Origin of the sequence: Pyrococcus kukulkanii (genome assembly GCF_041647995.1) — an archaeon.
In the GTDB taxonomy this organism is placed as follows: domain Archaea; phylum Methanobacteriota_B; class Thermococci; order Thermococcales; family Thermococcaceae; genus Pyrococcus.
Genome location: NZ_JARRIB010000006.1, coordinates 32,878 through 52,645, shown reverse-complemented (window position 1 = coordinate 52,645; position 19,768 = coordinate 32,878). Strand labels below are relative to the sequence as shown.

Genomic DNA, 19,768 nt, shown 5'->3' with positions numbered 1-19,768 from the left:
AGTTAAAAATGCAAATCTCGGAAAACTTTTGATTTCTATGAAGTTTGGGATAGTTGCTAGGAGGGACAAGGAAGAGGCCCTGAAGCTCGCTTACAGGGTGTATGATTTTCTCAAGGTTAGCGGTTATGAAGTCGTGGTTGACTTTGAAACCTATGAGAAATTCCCCCATTTCAAGGAAGAGGACGCTATACCTCTTGAGGAGTTTGATGTTGACTTCATAATAGCGATAGGTGGGGATGGGACAATTCTGAGGATAGAGCACAAGACCAAGAAGGATATCCCAATTTTGAGCATAAATATGGGCACTCTTGGCTTTCTAACAGAAGTTGAACCTTCGGAGACTTTCTTTGCTATAAACAGGATACTTGAAGGTGATTACTACATTGATGAGAGGATAAAGCTTAGAACGTACATAAACGGAGAGAATAAGGTTCCAGATGCCCTAAATGAAGTTGCAATACTCACGGGTGTTCCTGGGAAAATAATTCATCTTCGCTATTACATAGATGGGGGACTTGCGGATGAGGTGAGGGCTGACGGATTGGTCGTTTCTACACCTACCGGCTCCACGGGCTATGCCATGTCCGCTGGCGGACCTTTCGTTGATCCAAGGCTTGACACGATAATCATAGTTCCCCTTCTTCCCCTTCCCAAAACCTCGGTTCCAATGGTAGTCCCTGGGGATTCGAAAGTTGATGTAAGGTTAATAACAGACAGGGAGATAGTAATGGCCATAGATGGCCAGTACTACGAGTACCTTCCTCCCGACGTTGAGATAAGCATCAAGAAAAGCCCAAGGAAGACGAAGTTCGTGAGGTTCACGAGGGAGATTTACCCTAAGTACACAATGAGAATAAAGGAAAGACACTAGCGGGGACTTGGGAACTTCAAGGCAGCTTTTACTATGTCCGTGAATACCCCACTAGCAGTGACCCTTCCTCCACCGCCCTTTCCCTTAAGGACAAGCTCTCCCAGATTGTTCGTCCTTATTATTGCCGCATTGTATATCCCGGAGACAAGTAAGGGGCTATTTTCTTCGAGTTTCCTGGGCTTAACGCTTATTTTGCCCTTTGAAACTTTAGCGACTAGCCTCACGTTCTTGGCATCTTTAACTTCCCTTATTCCGATCCTCTCGGTTTTCTCGGGAGGTTCTCCGTAGGCGACCCAGTGGAGGATTTTTGCTTTGTAAAATGCGTCGATTCCATCTATATCCTTTGATGGATCCTCCTCAAGAATTCCTAGGGACTTTGCCTCTTTAAATGCCTCATCAAAGCTTTTACCGCTCTCCATTCTTGTAAGTATGAAGGTTGTGCTTGCATTGAGAACGGCCAGTATCTCCTCGATATTCTCTCCCAGGAGGTTTTCCCTCAGTAGGCCTATTATCGGCGTTCCAGCCATTACTGTTGACTCGAAGTATATTCCCGCTTTTGACTCTTCAGCGAGCTCTCTAAGCTTGTCATAGTGCTCAGCTATTGGGGGTTTTGTTGCTTGTAACGACGCTAACTCCCTCCCTTAGAGCCACCTCGTACATGCTGAGCGCTCCATCCCAGCTACTCACGTCGACGAGTATGTCAGGCTTAATCTCCTCTACTAATTCCTGGGGCTTGAAAGAGTAAACATCATAGTCTCCGAGGGCGCTTATTCTTCCAGTATTCTCCTTGACCTCCTTAGCCTCGAGAGGGTCGAAGTCGCCCCAGACTGTTCCGCTCCTGTCCGTTATTGACTCTACCCTTATTTCAACGCCAGCAACTCTTGGCTTCTCGGATATCATCTCGACTAAAGCTCTGCCGACGGTACCGAACCCAAAAATAGATACCTTAACTTCCCTCATAGGGTAAAGGTCTTTAAGCGGAATTAAAAAGTTGATGCCAGTTTAAAGGTCACCTCCTTTGCGGGCTGGAAGCCTTTAGGGGGGAGGAAAGCAAAGTTTTAGATTCTATTTTTATTCCTCCTTTAGAGGGTATCCTGGCCGTGCCCGGTGACGCCCACCTGCCTAATGAACCATGGGCGACCGTGTGGAGGGTGTTCCCCGTGGGAACCCCCGCAAAGGAGAGGAGGTCAGATCGTCAACCAAAACCTTAACTTTTCCCTGAGTTTATTTGTATATGGTGATCAGCATGCCTGAAGAGGCCCTCATAATTGTTGACATGCAGAGGGACTTCATGCCTGGAGGTGCTTTACCGGTGCCCGAGGGAGACAAGATAATACCAAAGGTGAACGAGTACATAAAGAGGTTCAGAGAGAAGGGGGCACTTATAGTTGCGACGAGGGACTGGCACCCTGAAGATCATATCAGCTTTAAGGAGAGAGGAGGCCCCTGGCCCAAGCACTGCGTTCAGAACACCCCAGGAGCTGAGTTTGTAGTTGATTTACCTGAGGATGCCGTAATAATCTCAAAGGCTACCGATCCCGAGAAGGAAGCTTACTCGGGATTTGAAGGAACTAACTTAGCGGAGATACTTAGGGAAAAAGGTGTGAAGAAAGTTTACATCTGTGGGGTTGCCACGGAGTACTGCGTAAGGGCCACTGCCTTAGACGCGTTAAAGCATGGTTTTGAGGTCTACCTGCTCAAGGATGCCGTTAAAGGGATAACCCCTGAGGGCGAGAAGGAGGCCCTGAAGGAAATGGAGAAGGAAGGAATTAAGATTTTGGAGAGCTTGTAATCTTTTTCCATTCTTTCAGCATTTCTATAGCTACATTTAGGACTATCGGCCCTATGATAAGCCCTTTAAGTCCAAGGCTCCAAGTTCCCCCTATCATCCCGATTAAAACTATTGTCTCATCGAACTTTGCTTCCCTAGCAACTAACTTTGGCCTTATCGTGAAGTCGGGTGTTGGAGAGACTAAGAGAGCGCCATAAACTGCTAGGCCTAAGGCTGAAATTATATGGTCATGGATAAGGAGGTATAAGCTCCCTGCTACCCAAATCATCCAGCCCTCAAACAGGGGGACAAAGGAGAAGAGTACCGTAAGTATCCCAGCAAGTATTGCGGTTGGTAGGTTTGAAACTCTGAAGATTATGAAGCCGAGAGTCATGAGAAAGCCCTTTGCTATGTTAAGTAAGAGCCACGCCCTTATTAGAGCCTGAAGTGTTAATTCTCCTCGCTTAATTATCCTGTTAAGCCTTTCATCTTCAAACACCAATAGCTCACGAATTGCGTTCCTCTTTATCAGGAAGAAGTATACGAAGGCCAGATAAACCACGGTCTGAAGGAGGTACTTTGGTATCGAGAACGTGAGGCTTGCAAGGTTTTCCTTGCCCTTCTCTATTGCCTGAGTTATGAGCTCATCAATTGATCCTATGGGAAGCTGAACAGTTCTTATTAACCTCTCAATGTCCGAGAGGTATACGTAAGCCTGATCAACTACTGGAGTTAGGGTGTACACGAGGAGGAGCAGGGTTCCAAGTGCCATCATGAGAATTAGCAGGGTGATAGCGGTAGCAGACTTTCTAACTCCGATCTTCTTGGATAGTCTATCGTGCAGTGGTTCGAGGGCGTAGGCTGTTACAAACGCAAAGAATAATGCCGAAAAGAAGGGGGCAATCGTAAGTATTGCAAGGTACACTATTATTACAACCACAACGCCAAGCACTATTTTATTTAGATCCATTAATCGCCACCCTCAGCCTTTCTACCTCCTGCTCGCTGAGCCTGTTCCTTATCCACTTCTCCCTGTTTGATAAGTTTTCGTCCTCGATGTCAAGCACGGCCTTCCGGACACCTCCCCTTGGAAAGTTGCAGTCATCCTTGTACCTTGGGATCACGTGAACGTGCAAGTGCTCAACGGTTTGACCTGCGGCCCTTCCAATGTTTATTCCCACGTTGAAGCCGTCTGGTAAGAGGACTTTCTTTAGGGCATCCATGGCCTTCTCTATTCCCCTCATTATCGCAAGCTTTTCTTCCCAGGTCAAATCCTCAACTCTTGTAACGTGCCTTCTTGGAACTACCAGCAAGTGTCCCCTGTTCGCGGGATAGCTGTCAACGAGTATCCTTATTAGCTCGTCCTCGTATAGGAGATTCCTTGGTTCTGGAGTGCAGAAAGGGCACTGCATAAATCTAGTTCTCAGCTAGGTTTATAAGTCGCTCCGCGAAAAGTTTATAAACCTACTTTTGGTGAGATCAATTTGGGGCTTACAGTAGGGTCCCGCGGTAGCCTAGCCTGGTAGTGGCGGCGGACTGTAGATCCGCAGGTCCCCGGTTCAAATCCGGGCCGCGGGACCACCATAATCCTGTTCTTCTGGTCTTATTCTGGCGGGAGGGTAAAGTATGAGGATAATTCCTCTAGCATCGGAGAGCCTTGGCGTTAGAAGCCTTGCTCTGTACCTCAAGATAGGTAAGATTGGAATTCTAATAGATCCTGGGGTTGCCCTAGGGCCAAAGAGGTACTCCCTTCCTCCAGCAAATTCCGAGATGAAGGCCTTGGCATTAGCTAGAGAGAAGATTCAGGAGTACGCAAAAAAAGCCGAAGTCGTGACGATTTCTCACTACCACTACGACCATCACACTCCCTTCTTTGAGGGTCTCTACGAGAGCTCATCCGTTGAAAAAGCCAAGGAAATCTATACTGGGAAGATTCTGCTAATAAAGCATCCAACCGAAAACATAAACAACAGTCAAAGGAAAAGGGCCCACGAGTTCCTGAAGAACGTCAATCCGATAGCAAAGAAGACAGAGTTCGCCGACTCAAGGACCTTTGACTTTGGCAACTTTACCATAGAATTCTCACCTCCGGTGCCTCATGGAAGGGAAGGCTCAAAGCTCGGATTCGTGCTGATGACTCTAGTGGATGACGGGAGAAAGTCAGTTCTGCACGCGAGCGATACCCAGCTTATAAACGATAAGGCCATCGATTGGATAATCGAGAAGAACCCTGATGTAATATTCGCGGGAGGTCCTCCAACGTACCTAACGCACAGGGTGGGCAATGTGAGGGACATAGGAATTAGAAACATAAACAGGATAATAGCCGAGACGAACGCTGAGCTGATAATAGACCACCATGTGGTTAGGGATAAAAGTTACGAAAAGTTCTTCGAAGAGCTCGATAAGAGGCCGCTAACCTTCGCAGAGTTCATGGGGAAGGAAAGCGCTCCCCTTGAGGCCTATAGAAAGGAGTTGCATAAGCTTGAAAAGGGAGAAGATGTTGAATTGCCTAAGGGCGTTCAAAAATTCCTGAAGGAGCTGAAATGATAGAAGTGTTCAAGGGCTTAGAGAGCGAGATAGTCCACGTCCACGAGATTCCTCCCCGCTTTGGTGAGTACGGGGAGTTCAAGTTCAGGCATAAAGAGGTAAATGAGTTAGTTGGGAGGTTAGGGTTTAGGCTTTACTCTCACCAAGTGGAAGCCCTCAAAAAGCTTTACGCTGGGAAAAATGTTGTGGTTTCAACCCCAACCGCGAGCGGGAAAAGTGAGATATTCAGGCTCTTTATCTTTGATCAGTTTCTCGAGGATCCTTCCTCAACCTTTCTCCTGATATATCCAACCCGAGCCTTGATAAACAACCAGATGGAGAAGTTTAGGCAGGAAAACGCTATCTTTAAAGAGGTATCTGGGAGGTCCGTGAAAGCTGAAATACTAACTGGAGATGTAGAGTGGGGTGAGAGAAGGAAGATACTAAAAGAGAAGCCCAACATCATCTTCACGACACCGGACATGCTCCATCACAACATCCTGCCGAGGTGGATAGAGTACAGGTGGTTGCTCAAGAACCTCAAACTCTTGGTCGTTGATGAACTACACGTGTACAGGGGAGTTTTTGGAACGAACGTGGCCTTCGTCTTCAGAAGGCTGTTCTTCAGGCTCAAACGGTTAAGGTCAAACCCCCAAATTCTGGCCTTATCTGCAACCCTTAGGAACCCAGGAGAGTTCGCTAGGGACTTCTTTGGTGTAGATTTCGAGGAGGTAACTAAATCTGGAAGTCCGAGTCCAAAGAGGTACATAGTGATGTTCGAGCCTAGAAGATTCACAGGTGAACAATTAATAAGGCAGATAGTTGAAAGGCTGGTGAGGGAAGGCATCAAAACCCTAGTCTTCTTTGACTCAAGGAGGGGAACTGAGAGGATAATGAGGATGTTTCTCTTCTCTGATGTATTTAGTAGCATAACCACCTATAAGGGCACTTTAACCAAGGAAGAGAGGTGGATGATAGAGAGGGACTTCAAGGAGGGTCACCTCAAGGTTCTCTTAACCACTAATGCCCTTGAGCTTGGGATAGATATAGGCGATCTTGATGCCGTGATAAACTATGGAATCCCGTCAGATGGTTTATTCTCCTTAATTCAGAGGTTTGGAAGGGCAGGGAGGGATCCTAACAGGATAGCGATAAATTCAATAATACTGAGGAGGAACGGCCTCGACTACTACTACAAGGAGCACTTCGACGAGCTCGTGGAGGGGATAGAGAAGGGGCTCGTTGAGAGGATTCCGGTAAATCTGAACAACCAGAGAATAGCCAAGAAGCACCTTCACTATCTTCTTGCCGAGCTCGGCGTCATTGGAGTTGAAGAAATCCCCGATTACTGGCTTAGGGCTTTAGAGGAACTCAGGAGCGAGGGGGCAGTTGAGGTTCAGAAGAACCCGATAACGGGGAAGGATGAGGTCAGGATAAGGAAGCCGGCTAACTACTCATCGATAAGGACGACGAGCGATGAGAGCTTCTTCTTGGTCTTGGACGAGGCCTGGGTTAGGGCCGGACTTATGAGGAGGAGTGGAGCGGAACTTCTCAGGTTCATAAACTACCTAAAGAAGAGAAAGATGATCGTGGAGGAGGTTGACGAGCTCGAGTTCCACAGGAGTCTCCTCCCAGGGATGATTTACCCTTCGAGGGGCAGGCTCTACATGGCCGTTGATAAGTTGAGGAGGGAGAAGTTCCACTTCGTCTTTGCCCGCGAGATCCCTATGCAGGAAGATCTCGAGACAAATGTAAGCAAGACTGAAAGCATAGATGTCCTTGAAACCTACAGGGAGAAGTCTGTAGGGCCCGTTAAGGTGTTCATGGGGAGGCTTAGGGTTAGGCACGAGTACACCGGCTACGCCGTCAAGGGGAGGGACGTTGAGAGACATGTAGAGAGGCTCGAGAAGCTGAGGGAGGAAGGTATACTGAGGGGAGAAGTCGAGTACTCCGTTACCTACTTCGAGGACTGGTGGAAGTTCGCGAGGGTGACCTTTGATTCTCCCTACGTTAGGGAGTTCGAAACCGAGGGAATCTGGCTCGTGTTCCCCAAGGAGATAGAGTCAATTCCTGGGGAGGAGTTCAGGGAGTTCTTCGCAAAGGCCTCGGAAGTTGATCCCGAATTAGCTATGTTCCTCTACAACAGGCTATCGAGGAAAATGCTCTTCCCAACGCTCTTGGGTGCAACTACCCATTATATAAGGAGCATAATAGCCAAGCACTCAAAGGATTCTGGGATAGCAGATCCAGAATTCGTCTTCGCCGTAAAGAAGATGATAGATAGCAAGGACGGAATAGGCTCGGGCCTCCACGCGATAGAGCACAACCTGATAAAGATATCTCCGGTCGTAACGCACGTTGACTCGAGGGAGCTCGGTGGCTACAGCTACGACGACTATCACGGGCTTCCAGTGGTGTTCATCTACGATGGAAACGAGGGAGGTTCTGGAATAATAGGGCCGATCTACGAGAACATTGAAAAGCTAATGGTGAGGAGTAGGGAGCATATAGCCAAGTGTCCCTGCAAAGATGGATGTCCTGCCTGTATATACTCTCCCAAGTGCGGAACCTTTAACGAATTCCTGGACAAGTGGATGGCGATCAAAATATGGGGGAAGGTTCTTAATCAAAAGGTTTAAATACCTCAAAGATTTTAGTTAATTTGGGTAAAGAAAAGTTCTGGGGGGTGGTAAGATGGTGTACGTGGCTGTTCTCGCTAACATAGCCGGAAACCTCCCGGCCCTAACGGCGGCCCTAGGAAAAATAGAAGAGATGAAGGAGAAAGGATACGAGATCGAGAAGTACTACATCTTGGGCAACATAGTTGGCCTGTTCCCATATCCCAGGGAGGTTATAGATGCAATCAAAGACCTTGCAAAGAGCGAGAGGGTGAAGATAATCAGGGGTAAGTACGACCAGCTTATAGCCATGAGCGATCCCCATGCGGAAGGGCCTGACTACATAGATAAGCTTGAGATACCGAAGCACCTCAAGGCCTCGCTTAAGTACACCTGGGAGAAACTTGCTCATGAGGGAAGGGAGTTCCTGAGGGATCTTCCTGTTTACCTCGTGGACAAGGTAGGAGATAACAAAATATTCGGGGTTTACGGTAGTCCGATAAACCCGTTCGATGGAGAGGTACTCCCGGATCAGCCAACGAGTTATTACGAGGCAATAATGAGACCCGTCAAGGAGTACGAGATGCTCATAGTGGCGAGCCCGAGGTATCCGGTCGATGCAATGACGAGGTACGGAAGGGTTGTCTGCCCCGGAAGCGTTGGCTTCCCACCGGCGAGGGAGCACAAGGCAACCTTCGCCCTGATAGATGCTGAAACTCTCAGGGTAAAGTTCGTCGAAGTTGATTACGACAAGAAGATAATTGAGGAGAGAATAAAGAACGAGAAGCTTCCGGATGAGATAGTTAGGATTTTGTACCACGGAGGAAAAGCTTAATCCCTCTCCTTATATCTTTATACTCCATAAGCAAGTACAAAATCAACCCCAGGACTGGGAGTTTTATCGATATCACCTGAAAAGGCACCGCTAAGACGAAGGGTCTTATAGAGGTGATTTTAACTTCAAATCTTCTTCTTGCCTCAGCTAGAACGAGTAGGAAGATCGTTGAGTACCCAGCCAAAAGCCCCAGAAAGGTTCCGACTTCATGGAGCCTTGGAATTAGGAGTAGCCAGAGGAAGAGAGAAATAATGGCACCAGTGAGGGAATATAAGGCTGCCCTTTTTATGTACTCCGTTGAACTTAGGACGTTTATTAGGGGATTAAAGACTACGTAGACTTCGACTGCTAGGAGGGAGAGGAGGAATGGCCAGCTGAAATTCACTCCAAAGAGGTTCTCCAAAATGTTGGAGAATATAAGCATTAAGAAAACCACTAAAGCTGTCATCAGAGAAAGCAAGGACGTTGCTTCCTCGGCTAAAACCTTGATTTCATTCTTTCTACCTCGACCATAATCGAAGGCGTACAGTGGGACAATAGCAGATTGGACTACCTGGGGCATGTAGGAGAGCAAGAAAGAAGTTGAGAGCATTGCCGACACAGCTCCAGCAATTCTTGAGCCCGCCAGCTTTTCTGTGAGGAAGTAAGGAGCTTGGAGAAGGAATATCCCCGCGATACTGCCAAGGAAGGCCCAGCCAGAGTACTTAACAAGTGCCTTAACCTCTTTCCCCTTGGGCCTCCCCAGGAACTTCATGGAATAACCCAATCCGAATGCTGATATCATGCCTAGGAGGAGGTAGTAGGGCATTAAAACTCCATCGAGGAACCCTACGATGAACCCCAAGAAGCCCAAGAGAACGGCATAGGCGTAAACCTCTCCCCTGTGAAGACCGTAGACGAATGAGCGGAACGTCAACTGAAGGGCCCTCATCACCGATAACACTGCGAGTTGAAGATTAATTGGAGCTAATAGAAGTCCCAGGAAGGGAAAGATGTAAGAAATACCAGTTATCGCCTTAATTCTCTCACGTTCCCCTCTCCCCAGGAACTCCGCCGTAAACTTTCCCAACCCTACAGAGAAGAAAGCTAAGAACCCTGCAAGCAAGAATGCTTGAGAAATTATTGAGTTTACCTCTCCAAGAACCTCTACACCGTACCTCCTCGCCACTACAATATTATAGAGGAATCTGCTTCCCCCAAAGACCGCCAAGGCTATGATGCTCGCGAGCGAGTGCCTTATTATAACTTTTCTCTTGTCCATGCACGTAGCTTTTATTTCGTCAATTAAAAGCTTTTCAAAAACAAAACGAAAGATTAAAAATTACTTAACCCGGCTAACTTTAGGTGGTCTTATGGTGGAGAGGAAGAGGTGGAGCGAGAACTTCAGCGAGTGGTTCAACGATGTAATAGAGGAGGCCGGAATTCTTGACAAGAGGTATCCCGTTAAGGGGATGAACGTTTGGCTTCCATATGGGCTTAAAATAATGAGGAACATTGAAAAGTTCATCCACGAGGAGATGGAGAGAACAGGTCATCAAGAAGTGTTGTTCCCGGCTTTAATTCCTGAGACCGAGTTCAAGAAGGAGGCCGAGCATATAGCGGGTTTTGAGGGGGAGGTCTTCTGGATAACCCATGCCGGTCATGACGAGCTCGACGTTAAGCTAATTCTTAGGCCCACGAGCGAGACCGCCATCTACCCAATGTTCTCCAAGGATAAGGGAGGTTGGATTAGGTCTCACGCTGACTTGCCTTTCAAGATATACCAGATAGTTAACGTCTACCGCTACGAGACCAAGCACACGAGGCCCTTAATCAGGGTTAGAGAGATAAGCAGGTTCTTTGAGGCCCACACAGCACACGTAGACTTCGAAGATGCGGAGAGGCAAATAAAGGAGGATCTAGAGATATTTGACAACCTCATGAAGAAGCTTGCCCTAGCTTACATAATCTCGAAGAGGCCCGAGTGGGACAAGTTCCCTGGGGCCTACTACTCCCTGGGAGCGGAGGTGGTAATGCCTGACGGAAGAACCCTCCAGATAGGAACCATGCACCACTACAAGGACAACTTCGCAAGGGCCTACAACATAATCTACGAGAAAGAGGATGGAACCCACGCTTACGTTCATCAGACGACGTTCGGAATGAGCGAGAGGCTCCTCGCTGCCGTCATAGCCATACACGGAGACGACAGGGGGATGGTTTTGCCTCCAACGATAGCCCCGATTCAGGTCGTTATAGTCCCGATTCCCAAGAAGGGCGAGGAGGAGAAAGTTTATTCCTACGCTAGGGAGATCGAGGAGGAGCTGAGGACGGCTGGAATAAGGGTTCACCTCGACATGAGGGACAAGAGGCCCGGATGGAAGTTCTACGACTGGGAGCTTAAGGGGGTTCCCGTGAGGATAGAGGTCGGGCCGAGGGATGCCGACAACAGAACGGTAGTCATCGCTAGGAGGGATAAGCTCGAGAAGATTACGGTAAGTAGGGAAGAGCTCGTTGACAGGGTGAGGGAGCTCTTCGACGATATAATGAACTATTTAGCTAAGAGATCGAGGGAGTGGCTCGAAAGTCACATAAAGAGGGTCGACACGCTGGAGGAAGCAAAGAAAGCCTTCGAGGACAGGAGGGGAGTAGTCGAGATCCCGTGGTGTGGCAACGAGGAGTGTGGGCTTAAGATGGAGGAGGAGCTTGAGGCGAAGATGCTTGGAACTCCCTATCCAAATCCCGAGGCCCCAGAGGGTAAGAAGTGTCCAGTATGTGGTAGGGAGGCTAAGTTTATAGCAAGGTTCGCAAGAACGTACTGAGGGCTTCCCTATGATCGTTCTTTTAACTGGGATGCCTGGCTCTGGGAAGGGTGAAGTTGCCAAGGCCTTCCAGAAGAGGGGCATCCCAGTTGTTTCCATGGGTGACGCTATTAGGGAGGAAGCCGATAGAAGGGGAATCCCCAGGACTCCAGAAGGTCTCAAAGAGGTAAGCCTCAAGGTCAGGGAGGAGTTGGGGCCAGGAGCAGTTGCGATACTAACGATACCGAAGGTGGAGAAGTTGCTCGAGACAGAACCAGTAGTTGTGATTGAGGGAGTGAGAAGTCCTTATGAGGTTGAGGAGTTCAGGAAGAGGTTCAGCGAAGAGGAAATCATAATCCTCGCAGTCCACTCTCCCCCCAAGATGAGGTTCGAGAGGCTCAGGAGGAGGGGAAGGAGTGACGATCCAAAGACATGGGAAGAGTTCGTCGACAGGGATAGGAAAGAGTTGAAGTTCGGAATTGGGGAGGTTATAGCTCTGGCGGACTACATGATAGTCAACGATTGCAGTTTTGACGAATTCCAAGCTAAAATCCGAGATATCGTTTCGAAAATAATCTCGCAGATTTGAATTTTCTACTTTTGGTGGTTACTTCTTGTATCCTTAGGCCTAGATAAGGTTTAAAAAGAGTGGGCTTTGTATTTATAAAGGGCTTTTTAAAGGGAGGTGTTAACATGGTGGACATGAGCAAGGTCAAGCTAAGGATAGAGAATATCGTCGCTTCCGTAGATCTCTTCGCTCAGCTCGATTTGGAGAAGGTTCTCGATATATGCCCCAATTCTAAGTACAATCCTGAGGAGTTCCCCGGTATTATCTGTCGCTTCGATGATCCGAAGGTTGCCCTGCTAATATTCAGCTCGGGTAAGCTTGTTGTTACCGGTGCTAAGAGCGTTCAGGATATTGAAAGGGCAGTTGCAAAGCTCGTTCAGAAGCTTAAAGGAATAGGGGTCAAGTTCAAGAGGGCTCCCCAGATTGATATCCAGAACATGGTGTTTAGCGGTGACATCGGTAGGGAGTTCAACTTAGATAACGTTGCCCTAACACTTCCAAACTGTGAATATGAGCCGGAACAGTTCCCCGGAGTGATTTATAGGGTTAAAGAGCCGAGAGCGGTAATTCTACTGTTCTCCTCTGGTAAGATCGTATGTTCTGGAGCGAAGAGCGAAGCTGACGCATGGGAGGCGGTGAGGAAGCTCCTCAGGGAGCTGGAGAAGTACGGGCTTATGGAGGAAGAAGAGGAGGAGCTTTAACCTCGCTACTTTTATAAATTATTGAAAGTTAACTTTCAACTATGGAGATATTATCGCTCACCAATCCCTGGTGGTTCTCCGATAATTGGGAGAGGGATGATCCCCAACTTAGGGAGTGGAAGAGACAGAAATATAAGTGGATCCCCGGGTGGATAAAGGAGATAAGCGTTACCCCTTTCTCTCTAAACTTTATTGTGGGGCCGAGGCAAGTTGGAAAAACCACCGGGATTAAGCTACTCATCAGGGAGCTCATAAATTCAGGGTTTGAACCCAGGAACGTAACCTATGTTAACTGTGACCTTCTGGTTGATCCTGCAGAGCTGAGGAGAATTCTCCTGGCCATAAAGGACAGGGAAGGAATCTTAATTCTCGATGAAGTAACTTCCGTGGAAGGGTGGTGGAAGGTAGTTAAGGGCCTGATAGATTCGGGAATTTTAAGGAAGTTTTCGGTGATAGTTTCGGGCTCCTCAACCTTCAGGTTGCTCAAGTACTCTGAATCGTTCATAGGGAGGAGGGGAAAGGGGAAGGACGTTGAAGTTCTGCCCCTCTCATTCCCAGAATTCCACAGGATAACCGGAAAGGACTTCCAAGACTATCTAACGCTTGGAGGTTTTCCCAGGAGCATAAACGGGGATGAACGGTTCTCGGAAGAGCTAATACTTTCCCTCGACAGGGAGATAGCTAGAATTGAGAGGAGCCCCAAGATTATGAGGGCGATAATCCACGAGATACTTAGAAAGGCACCATCTGCACTCTCTTTCTCGGCCCTTGGAAAGGATATAGGCCTGAACCACGTCACCGCGAGAGAGTACGCGGAGCTATTGGAGGACATGTTCATACTCAAAATAGTCTACCATAGGGAGGGGAGCCGGATTAACTTCAAGAAGGAGAAGAAGTTTTTTCTGAGGGATCCGGCAATTGCCAGAGCTTTTGCCATGCTCTACGGGGTTGACGTTAAAGAGGAGGCCCTTTACGAATGGGTCGTTCAGGAGCATATGTACAGGGTCTTTGGCGAGATATACTATTATAAGAACTCCTACGAAGTTGATGCAATAGCCGATAGTCTAAAAGTTGAGGTGAAATCTGGGAGAGCTCACAGAAGGTATCCACGTGGGGTTATAGTCTTAGAAAAGGATGAGATTCCCGAGTTCTTGACAAAATTGGAGAAAATCAGAGAAGGGCAAGGGCCGCCATTACCTTAGCGTCCTCTACCATATTATCTATCTTTGCGTACTCGTTTGGCTGGTGGGCCATCTCATCCAGAGTGGCCCACACTACCGCTGGAATCCCGAGCTTCCTGAAGAACGCCGCAAAGGTTCCTCCACCGATACCGCCTACCTTAGCTTCCTTGCCCCTAAGCCTCTTTATGGCCTCCTTGAGGAGCTTAACTATCTCGCTGTTGGGATCCGTAGGCTTGGGAGCATCTAACCTTTGGAGAATCTCAACCTCGATCCTGGGGAGGTCATCCTTCTTGTACCTCTCCCTCACCTCATCCGCAATCCTCTTAACGTCCTCTAGAACCTCGTCCAAGTTGTATTCTGGAAGAACCCTGCAGTCAAATACCACCTCATGCTCTCCGGGGGCTATGTTTGGAGAGCTTGCAGGATTCTTAACCATTGTTGGCTCAAAAGTACTCTCCGGTGGGTCAAAGAGTTCATCCCTCTTGTCGTACTTCTCGTGTAGGAACTTGTCTAGATGGTACGCTAAATCCAGGGCAACCCTGTGGGCGTTCAAACCTTTATCCGGCATGCTGGCGTGAACCTGCTTCCCCTTGACCTTCAGCTTGAACCAGAGGATGCTCTTCTCGGCGACCTCTATGAAGGTTCCCTCTGAGTTTCCTCCATCGGGAACTAGGATTAGATCATCCTTCTTGAAGAGCTCGGGGTGGTTCTTTATCAGCCACTCAACTCCGTACTTACTCCCAGTCTCCTCATCGCTGACGAAGGCCAAGATTACAGTTCTCTTCGGCCTTATCCCAAGGTTCATCATGGCCTTTACCGCGTACAGAGAAGCAACTAAGCTCTGCCCATTATCCTCGCTTCCCCTTCCGTAGACTTTCCCGTCCTTAACTATTGGCTTAAAGGGTTCGGTCACCGTCCAACCTTCTCCTGGGGGCACAACGTCTAAGTGAGTAATTATCCAGAGTCTCTTATCCTTCTCTTGCCCGTAGTAGTAGGCTATAATGCTCGGCCTAACCCCGTTCTTGGCCCTTGGATCTGGTGCTTCATAGACCTCAACCTTGTCAAAGGGCCAGTCTTTTATAATTTCAAGCAACTTCTGGGCCTTGTCGTACTCTCCCTCTCCTCCGTAGTCCGGGCTCAACGCGGGAATTTTTATAAGCTCCACTAAGGTCTGAACCATCTCATCCCTAAGCCTCTCAATCTCCTTGCTGACTTCTTCAATCATTCTTCCTCCCTCCAGAAGCTTACTAACTTTCTCTTATATAATGATAGGAGGAAAGTTACTAACCTTTCGTTAGTTGGTTTAACCCTCTCACCAAACTTTCTCTCAAGTATCTCTCCGATCTCTCTAACCTTTTTCTTCCCATCGCACAGCATCCAGACTTCGGCACCTATCTCATCAAGCTCGATCCTCCGATACTTTCCGTGAATTAGCCTAGCTAAGAAGTCTAAGGGAGACTCCATCGGAATTAGGAGATAATATTTTCCATTAATTTTCTTTAACTGCACCTTCTCATTTCTCCTGGGGATTGCATCAAGGAGCTCTTCCATGATTCCGCCTCCAAAATAAAAATAGAAGAAAAAGAATCACTCCTTACCAAGCTTGTAAAGCCATCCAAGCAGGGCTAGGAGGAAGAGCACTCCAATTACGTTTCCTACAGCTGTGGTCTTTACTGAAGGAGCGACTCCGGCAACTATTAGGCCTGCAAAGAGTATTCCCGTGAGGGCCTCTCCAGCTATTAGACCAGCAGCCCCAAGCACTCCTGGGCTCGCCATTCCCTCCTCCCTTCCGCTGGCCTTCTCAGCTAGATACCTTGCAATTCCTCCAAGGAGTATTGGCACGCCAAGGCTTAGTGGGAGATAAATTCCAACAGCTACTGGCATCACGGGTGTCCTGAACTTCGAGTTCATCCTGGCAAGTATCTCATCTATTATTATTAGGATTATTGCAATTGCCGCTCCAATGTAGATCATCTTCCACTCTAAGGTACCCTTGAAGACTCCCTCCGTAACTTTGGCCATTAGGAATGCCTGTGGAGCGGGCAGTGCGTTCTCTCCCTTAGCCGTTGGGGTTCCAGCTATTCCATAAGCCTGAATCAGGAGGTTAAGCACGGGGGCCATTACTAGTGCTGCAAAGAACGTTCCTATTATCTCGAACACTTGCTGCCTCTTTGGCGTTGCACCAACGAGATAACCTGTAGCGAGATCCTGCATCGTATCTCCGGCTATTGCTGCAGCGGTACAGATGACCGCGGCCACCAAGATAGTTGCTGCCATCCCCTCCATTCCTGAGAGACCCAGAGCTTTGAGGATTAGGGCTGTAAATAGTAGGCTCATAATGGTTATTCCTGAAACTGGGTTGTTTGATGAACCAACGATACCTGCCAAGTAGCCGGCAATTGCACTTCCAAAGAATCCAAGGATAAGCATTATTATCGCCATAACGGCTGCCATTCCCACCGAGTGGAGGACGTGGGCGTAGAGCAGGAACATCGGGATCACGAACGCTATTATGAGGGCTATAACGTAATTGAGAGGTAGATCTTCTTCAGTTCTCAGAATTGCTTCACCTGCCTGCCTCCTCTTTGCCGCTTCAAGTCCCCTCTTTATTCCCCTTATTATTGGGCCTCTAAGCTTTACTAGGCTCCAAAGACCACCAACAACCATTGCTCCTACTCCCATGTACCTTATCTTCGTGCTCCAGATCGTCCAGGCAAGGTCGAGGGCGCTCAAACCTTGGGGATTGCCCATCTTTGCGGCGTAAATTGGGATCGCTATGAACCAAGCTATTGCTCCACCGAGGAATACTAAGAATGCTATGTTAAGGCCAACTATATAACCGACACTTATTAGGGCGGCTGAAAGGTCGCTTCCGAAGTAAAACACCCTGCTTCCAGCCATCTTAGCGGCTTCAAGCGTCCCTTTCCAAACTCCAATGCTACCCAGGAACTTGTACACTGCTCCCAGGATTCCACCATAGAGAATTGGTCTTGCATGGCTTCCGCCCTTGTCTCCGGCAATTAAAACTTCGGCACAGGCCGTACCTTCTGGGTATGGAAGCTTCTCTTCAACTATGAAGGCCCTCCTCAAGACGATTGTGAAGAGTGCACCTAGGGAGCCACCCAAGGCTGCAATTATTGTAACTATGTAGTACGGGAACGTAGTGTAGTAGTTGAGAACCACTAGGGCTGGGAACGTGAATATTACTCCCGCCGCAAGGGCTTCGCCGGCTGAGGCTGCAGTCTGAACCATGTTGTTCTCTAAGATGTTTTTATCTCTAAAGGCCATGAGAATTGCCATCGAGATAACGGCTGCGGGAATGCTTGCACTTACCGTCATCCCAGCGTACATTCCAAGGTACGCATTTGCCGCACCCATTATTATCGCTAGAACGATACCGAGGATTAGGGCTTTAACGGTGTACTCTGGTAGGGACTTTTCCGGGGGAATATATGGTTTGAACTCTTCCATAATATAGCCCCCTGCCTTTTATCCAGATATAATATTATGCAAGATAGAATACGCTAAGCCTCTTAAAACAGTTTTTGTAAATAAAAGTTAAATTATTGAATAAAATTCCACTAATTTGAGGAAATTTAAGATTTTACTCTATCGGTATTCCGTTCTTAGTCCTAGGAGCGAGCCACTTCATGAGCCTCTTTGGTTCCTTCGTTCTAATTATTATCGTTATTGGACCCAGGGGGGATTCTTCGTTGAAGTTGACCTTGCCCACGTAAGCAACCTGCTTGTGAACCTTGATTATTATCTCCTCTCCGAAGTAGCCCTCCTCGAGCATCATCCTCGCTGTATCTAAAATTTGTTGACCCCTGAAGAGCTCGTACAGCCTTTGTAGGGCTCTCTTGTCGGTGGTCTTGCCGACGAGGAGCATGTAATCTCCCCTGTCGAATGCCTCAAACTTTAGCCCAGGGACTAGGTTGAGCATGGCTTTCTTGACCTTCTCTATATCCTCGGTGGGAAAAACGTACGCTTCAACTTGAACTTCCTCGAACATTTCCATCATCAGCGAGCTGAGTTGAGGGAATTAAAAAGATTTGGTTAGAAATAAAATTGCTCTTTCTTTGTGTCTGATATTTACCTTAATGTACTCTGTGATGTCAACATCCTCATTTTCATTTTCGTTAACTAGGAATATTCTTGGATTGTCAAAGGGTCTGAAGACCTTGACGATTATAGGTCTCTTCTTTATGTTGGCTACTATATATATCTAGTATTTGTCCTTATTCTCCTTGGCAAAATTAATTTCGGCCTCCGTTAACTCGGCGTGAAGGAATAAAGGAAGGTGTCCTTTAACTTCGATGTACTTTTCTCCCTCTTGAGTTTTGACTAAAACGTCATAATGTCTATGTAATGATACATCCTTAACCTCCTATCCTGTATCACCGTATTCCTCCCTTAGCCTTCTACTCTCGAGTTCCATAACTATCTTCATGGCCTTTTTCTCAGCTTTTAGGATATCCTCCAGGGGGACGAAGTTCCTTTGGAATATGAACCCATACTCCCCACTTGGAAGTTCTATATCATCTTCAGAAAGTCCCAGTATCTCAAGAATTGGGAGTGGAATTATCCTAGCAACTTCGAGCTTTCTCCCAATTGGTTTAAACTCTACTATCTTCTCCACAACTATCCTCGTTTTTCTAAATAATTTCCCCTTCTTTAGCTGTTTCCTTATAAGCCAGCTTTCATAGTTTTCGTATTTTCCCCGAATCCTGTAGAATTTATCCCTTGCCATTCCAACAAGTTTTCCCGTTGGAGATTTTGGATTAACTGGGCCAAGAACCTCGTATCCGTCTTTGAGGGCTTCAATGAGCCATTCGAGTAGCTTAACTCCATAGAAGACTTTGCCATTGGAAACAACAACTGGAATTCTATGGATGTCCTTTCCGTTATCAACTATCTTTATGAAAAACAGCTCTCCATTATGCTTTCTTACTCCTATACTGACTCTTGTTTTTTTTTCACCGCTGGTAAATTGTTTTTGCGAGTTTTTTACTGTCTTCTAGCTGTGTGGCTGATTTCCAGGATTTCTGCGGTTTGCCTGTAGGCGTCCCCCTTCTTTCTTGAAGTATTATCAGACGCTTAAGCTACTTCCGCTGCTTATCCTGACAGTATCAGTGAAAATGCCGATGGGTTTATTAGGATGTCCTACAAATAGTTTCATAGATTGAGACAAATGGCTACCACAGTTAAAATTTCTGTAAGGCTCCCTTCAAAAGTAGTTGAAGAAATTGACAGGTTGGTTCAAAGTGGAGTATTCAGTAACAGGAGCTATTCTATCAAGGAGGCCGTTAGGCATTATCTTAGGGAGATGAGGAGAGAGGAACTCACTGAAGAGGAGAGGTGAGTCTTAAATATGGTTCAGCCTGTTTTGGCCGAGGGTTGGAACAGTAAAGAGGATGAATTTTGGGACGATTATTAGGAGGCCCAGGGTGGAGTTTAAACAGGGAGAAATTGTTCTTTTGCCTTTATGAGGATTTGAGCAGGACAAAAACAGGGCCTGCATTAATTATCTCATCCAATGAGTTTAATCGAATTAGCCGAACAGTAATAGTTGTCGAGATAACCTCCAATTTGAAAAGCGGGTTCAAAGAATTAAACGTCCTAATCGAGGATAAGGATGTTAGACGCTATCCCGGGATAAAACCGATAATTAAGAGTACCATCAAGCTTTATATGATCTCGTATAATCATAAAGTGTTAAGTGAGGAAAAGCTCGATGAGGTATTTGACAAATTAAAAAAAGGTTCTTGCTTACCCATAATATCTAAGCTTTCCTCATATACGCCTAACTTTAATTTTTCTTGGGGAGTTAGATTGTTAAATTTATTTATCCTTGTTTCTCAATCGTCATCTGTTTAATAATTCTTTGAGATAGTCTTCAAGGAAATTTATCAAC

General features: G+C 47.1%; 19 protein-coding genes, 1 tRNA gene and 2 pseudogenes. 12 read left to right on the top strand and 10 right to left on the bottom strand.

Annotation, left to right across the window (positions count from 1 at the left end):
• The first annotated feature begins 37 nt into the window (after positions 1 to 37).
• On the top strand, positions 38 to 871 hold the full coding sequence (locus tag P8X24_RS11260) for an NAD(+) kinase (RefSeq protein WP_372916295.1): 834 nt from the start codon (positions 38 to 40) through the stop codon (positions 869 to 871).
• Here the strand turns inward: P8X24_RS11260 and P8X24_RS11255 are convergent.
• Positions 868 to 1,831: pseudogene (locus P8X24_RS11255) on the bottom strand (homoserine dehydrogenase). The gene P8X24_RS11260 and the pseudogene P8X24_RS11255 sit on opposite strands and share 4 nt — an antisense overlap.
• A 286-nt stretch (positions 1,832 to 2,117) precedes the next feature.
• On the opposite strand from P8X24_RS11255, the gene P8X24_RS11250 reads away from it, so the two are divergent.
• Complete coding sequence (locus P8X24_RS11250) at positions 2,118 to 2,663, top strand: nicotinamidase (RefSeq protein ID WP_372916332.1); 546 nt, start codon at positions 2,118 to 2,120, stop codon at positions 2,661 to 2,663.
• On the opposite strand, the gene P8X24_RS11245 is transcribed toward P8X24_RS11250, so the two are convergent.
• Positions 2,641 to 3,612 carry an AI-2E family transporter gene (locus P8X24_RS11245; protein ID WP_372916293.1) on the bottom strand — a complete coding sequence of 324 codons (972 nt, stop codon included), beginning with the start codon at positions 3,610 to 3,612 and terminating at the stop codon, positions 2,641 to 2,643. The genes P8X24_RS11250 and P8X24_RS11245 overlap by 23 nt on opposite strands.
• On the bottom strand, positions 3,599 to 4,054 hold the full coding sequence (locus tag P8X24_RS11240; protein ID WP_372916291.1) for an HIT family protein: 456 nt from the start codon (positions 4,052 to 4,054) through the stop codon (positions 3,599 to 3,601). The genes P8X24_RS11245 and P8X24_RS11240 overlap by 14 nt, the downstream gene beginning before the upstream one ends.
• A gap of 91 nt (positions 4,055 to 4,145) precedes the next feature.
• On the opposite strand from P8X24_RS11240, the gene P8X24_RS11235 reads away from it, so the two are divergent.
• The 4 genes from P8X24_RS11235 (at position 4,146) to P8X24_RS11220 (ending at position 8,624) form a co-directional block, all read left to right on the top strand.
• Positions 4,146 to 4,223 (top strand) — tRNA-Tyr (locus P8X24_RS11235).
• Between the two features lie 45 nt (positions 4,224 to 4,268).
• Positions 4,269 to 5,192 (top strand): MBL fold metallo-hydrolase, encoded by a 924-nt coding sequence (locus P8X24_RS11230; RefSeq protein WP_372916289.1) that lies wholly within the window; start codon positions 4,269 to 4,271, stop codon positions 5,190 to 5,192.
• Positions 5,189 to 7,810 (top strand): DEAD/DEAH box helicase, encoded by a 2,622-nt coding sequence (locus P8X24_RS11225; protein WP_372916287.1) that lies wholly within the window; start codon positions 5,189 to 5,191, stop codon positions 7,808 to 7,810. Before P8X24_RS11230 ends, P8X24_RS11225 begins: the two co-directional genes overlap by 4 nt.
• A gap of 55 nt (positions 7,811 to 7,865) precedes the next feature.
• Positions 7,866 to 8,624: a metallophosphoesterase family protein gene (locus P8X24_RS11220; protein WP_372916285.1), complete on the top strand. Its 759-nt coding sequence runs from the start codon at positions 7,866 to 7,868 to the stop codon at positions 8,622 to 8,624.
• Here the strand turns inward: P8X24_RS11220 and P8X24_RS11215 are convergent.
• Positions 8,593 to 9,885, bottom strand: coding sequence for a lipopolysaccharide biosynthesis protein (locus P8X24_RS11215; protein WP_372916283.1), 1,293 nt, complete (start codon positions 9,883 to 9,885; stop codon positions 8,593 to 8,595). The two genes, P8X24_RS11220 and P8X24_RS11215, sit on opposite strands and share 32 nt — an antisense overlap.
• A 91-nt stretch (positions 9,886 to 9,976) precedes the next feature.
• Between P8X24_RS11215 and proS the strand changes: the two genes are divergently transcribed.
• From proS to P8X24_RS11195, 4 genes are all read left to right on the top strand, one after another.
• Positions 9,977 to 11,425 (top strand): proline--tRNA ligase, encoded by a 1,449-nt coding sequence (proS, locus tag P8X24_RS11210; RefSeq protein WP_372916281.1) that lies wholly within the window; start codon positions 9,977 to 9,979, stop codon positions 11,423 to 11,425.
• A gap of 10 nt (positions 11,426 to 11,435) precedes the next feature.
• Positions 11,436 to 11,993: an AAA family ATPase gene (locus P8X24_RS11205; protein WP_372916279.1), complete on the top strand. Its 558-nt coding sequence runs from the start codon at positions 11,436 to 11,438 to the stop codon at positions 11,991 to 11,993.
• A 104-nt stretch (positions 11,994 to 12,097) separates the two neighbouring features.
• The gene (locus P8X24_RS11200) at positions 12,098 to 12,673 is read left to right on the top strand and encodes a TATA-box-binding protein (RefSeq protein ID WP_068322061.1); all 576 of its coding nucleotides are present in this window, start codon (positions 12,098 to 12,100) and stop codon (positions 12,671 to 12,673) included.
• A 41-nt stretch (positions 12,674 to 12,714) separates the two neighbouring features.
• Positions 12,715 to 13,875, top strand: a complete 1,161-nt coding sequence (locus tag P8X24_RS11195; RefSeq protein ID WP_372916277.1) for an ATP-binding protein — start codon at positions 12,715 to 12,717, stop codon at positions 13,873 to 13,875.
• Here the strand turns inward: P8X24_RS11195 and P8X24_RS11190 are convergent.
• From P8X24_RS11190 to P8X24_RS11165, 6 genes and pseudogenes are all read right to left on the bottom strand, one after another.
• Positions 13,844 to 15,079 carry a M20 family metallo-hydrolase gene (locus P8X24_RS11190; RefSeq protein WP_372916275.1) on the bottom strand — a complete coding sequence of 412 codons (1,236 nt, stop codon included), beginning with the start codon at positions 15,077 to 15,079 and terminating at the stop codon, positions 13,844 to 13,846. The two genes, P8X24_RS11195 and P8X24_RS11190, sit on opposite strands and share 32 nt — an antisense overlap.
• On the bottom strand, positions 15,076 to 15,405 hold the full coding sequence (locus tag P8X24_RS11185) for a PqqD family protein (protein ID WP_372916273.1): 330 nt from the start codon (positions 15,403 to 15,405) through the stop codon (positions 15,076 to 15,078). The genes P8X24_RS11190 and P8X24_RS11185 overlap by 4 nt, the downstream gene beginning before the upstream one ends.
• Before the next feature lie 36 nt (positions 15,406 to 15,441).
• On the bottom strand, positions 15,442 to 17,325 hold the full coding sequence (locus P8X24_RS11180) for an OPT family oligopeptide transporter (RefSeq protein ID WP_372916271.1): 1,884 nt from the start codon (positions 17,323 to 17,325) through the stop codon (positions 15,442 to 15,444).
• 133 nt (positions 17,326 to 17,458) lie between these two features.
• Complete coding sequence (locus tag P8X24_RS11175; RefSeq protein ID WP_173644911.1) at positions 17,459 to 17,875, bottom strand: RNA-binding domain-containing protein; 417 nt, start codon at positions 17,873 to 17,875, stop codon at positions 17,459 to 17,461.
• A 204-nt stretch (positions 17,876 to 18,079) separates the two neighbouring features.
• A pseudogene (locus P8X24_RS11170) lies at positions 18,080 to 18,226 on the bottom strand (protein NO VEIN domain-containing protein); the annotation flags it as partial.
• A gap of 15 nt (positions 18,227 to 18,241) precedes the next feature.
• Complete coding sequence (locus tag P8X24_RS11165) at positions 18,242 to 18,604, bottom strand: hypothetical protein (RefSeq protein WP_372916269.1); 363 nt, start codon at positions 18,602 to 18,604, stop codon at positions 18,242 to 18,244.
• A gap of 441 nt (positions 18,605 to 19,045) precedes the next feature.
• Here P8X24_RS11165 and P8X24_RS11160 point away from each other — a divergent pair, with 441 nt between their 5' ends.
• Entirely contained in the window at positions 19,046 to 19,216 is a 171-nt protein-coding gene (locus P8X24_RS11160) for a ribbon-helix-helix domain-containing protein (RefSeq protein ID WP_372916267.1), read from the top strand.
• 59 nt (positions 19,217 to 19,275) lie between these two features.
• Complete coding sequence (locus P8X24_RS11155) at positions 19,276 to 19,731, top strand: type II toxin-antitoxin system PemK/MazF family toxin (RefSeq protein WP_372916265.1); 456 nt, start codon at positions 19,276 to 19,278, stop codon at positions 19,729 to 19,731.
• Positions 19,732 to 19,768 lie beyond the last annotated feature (37 nt).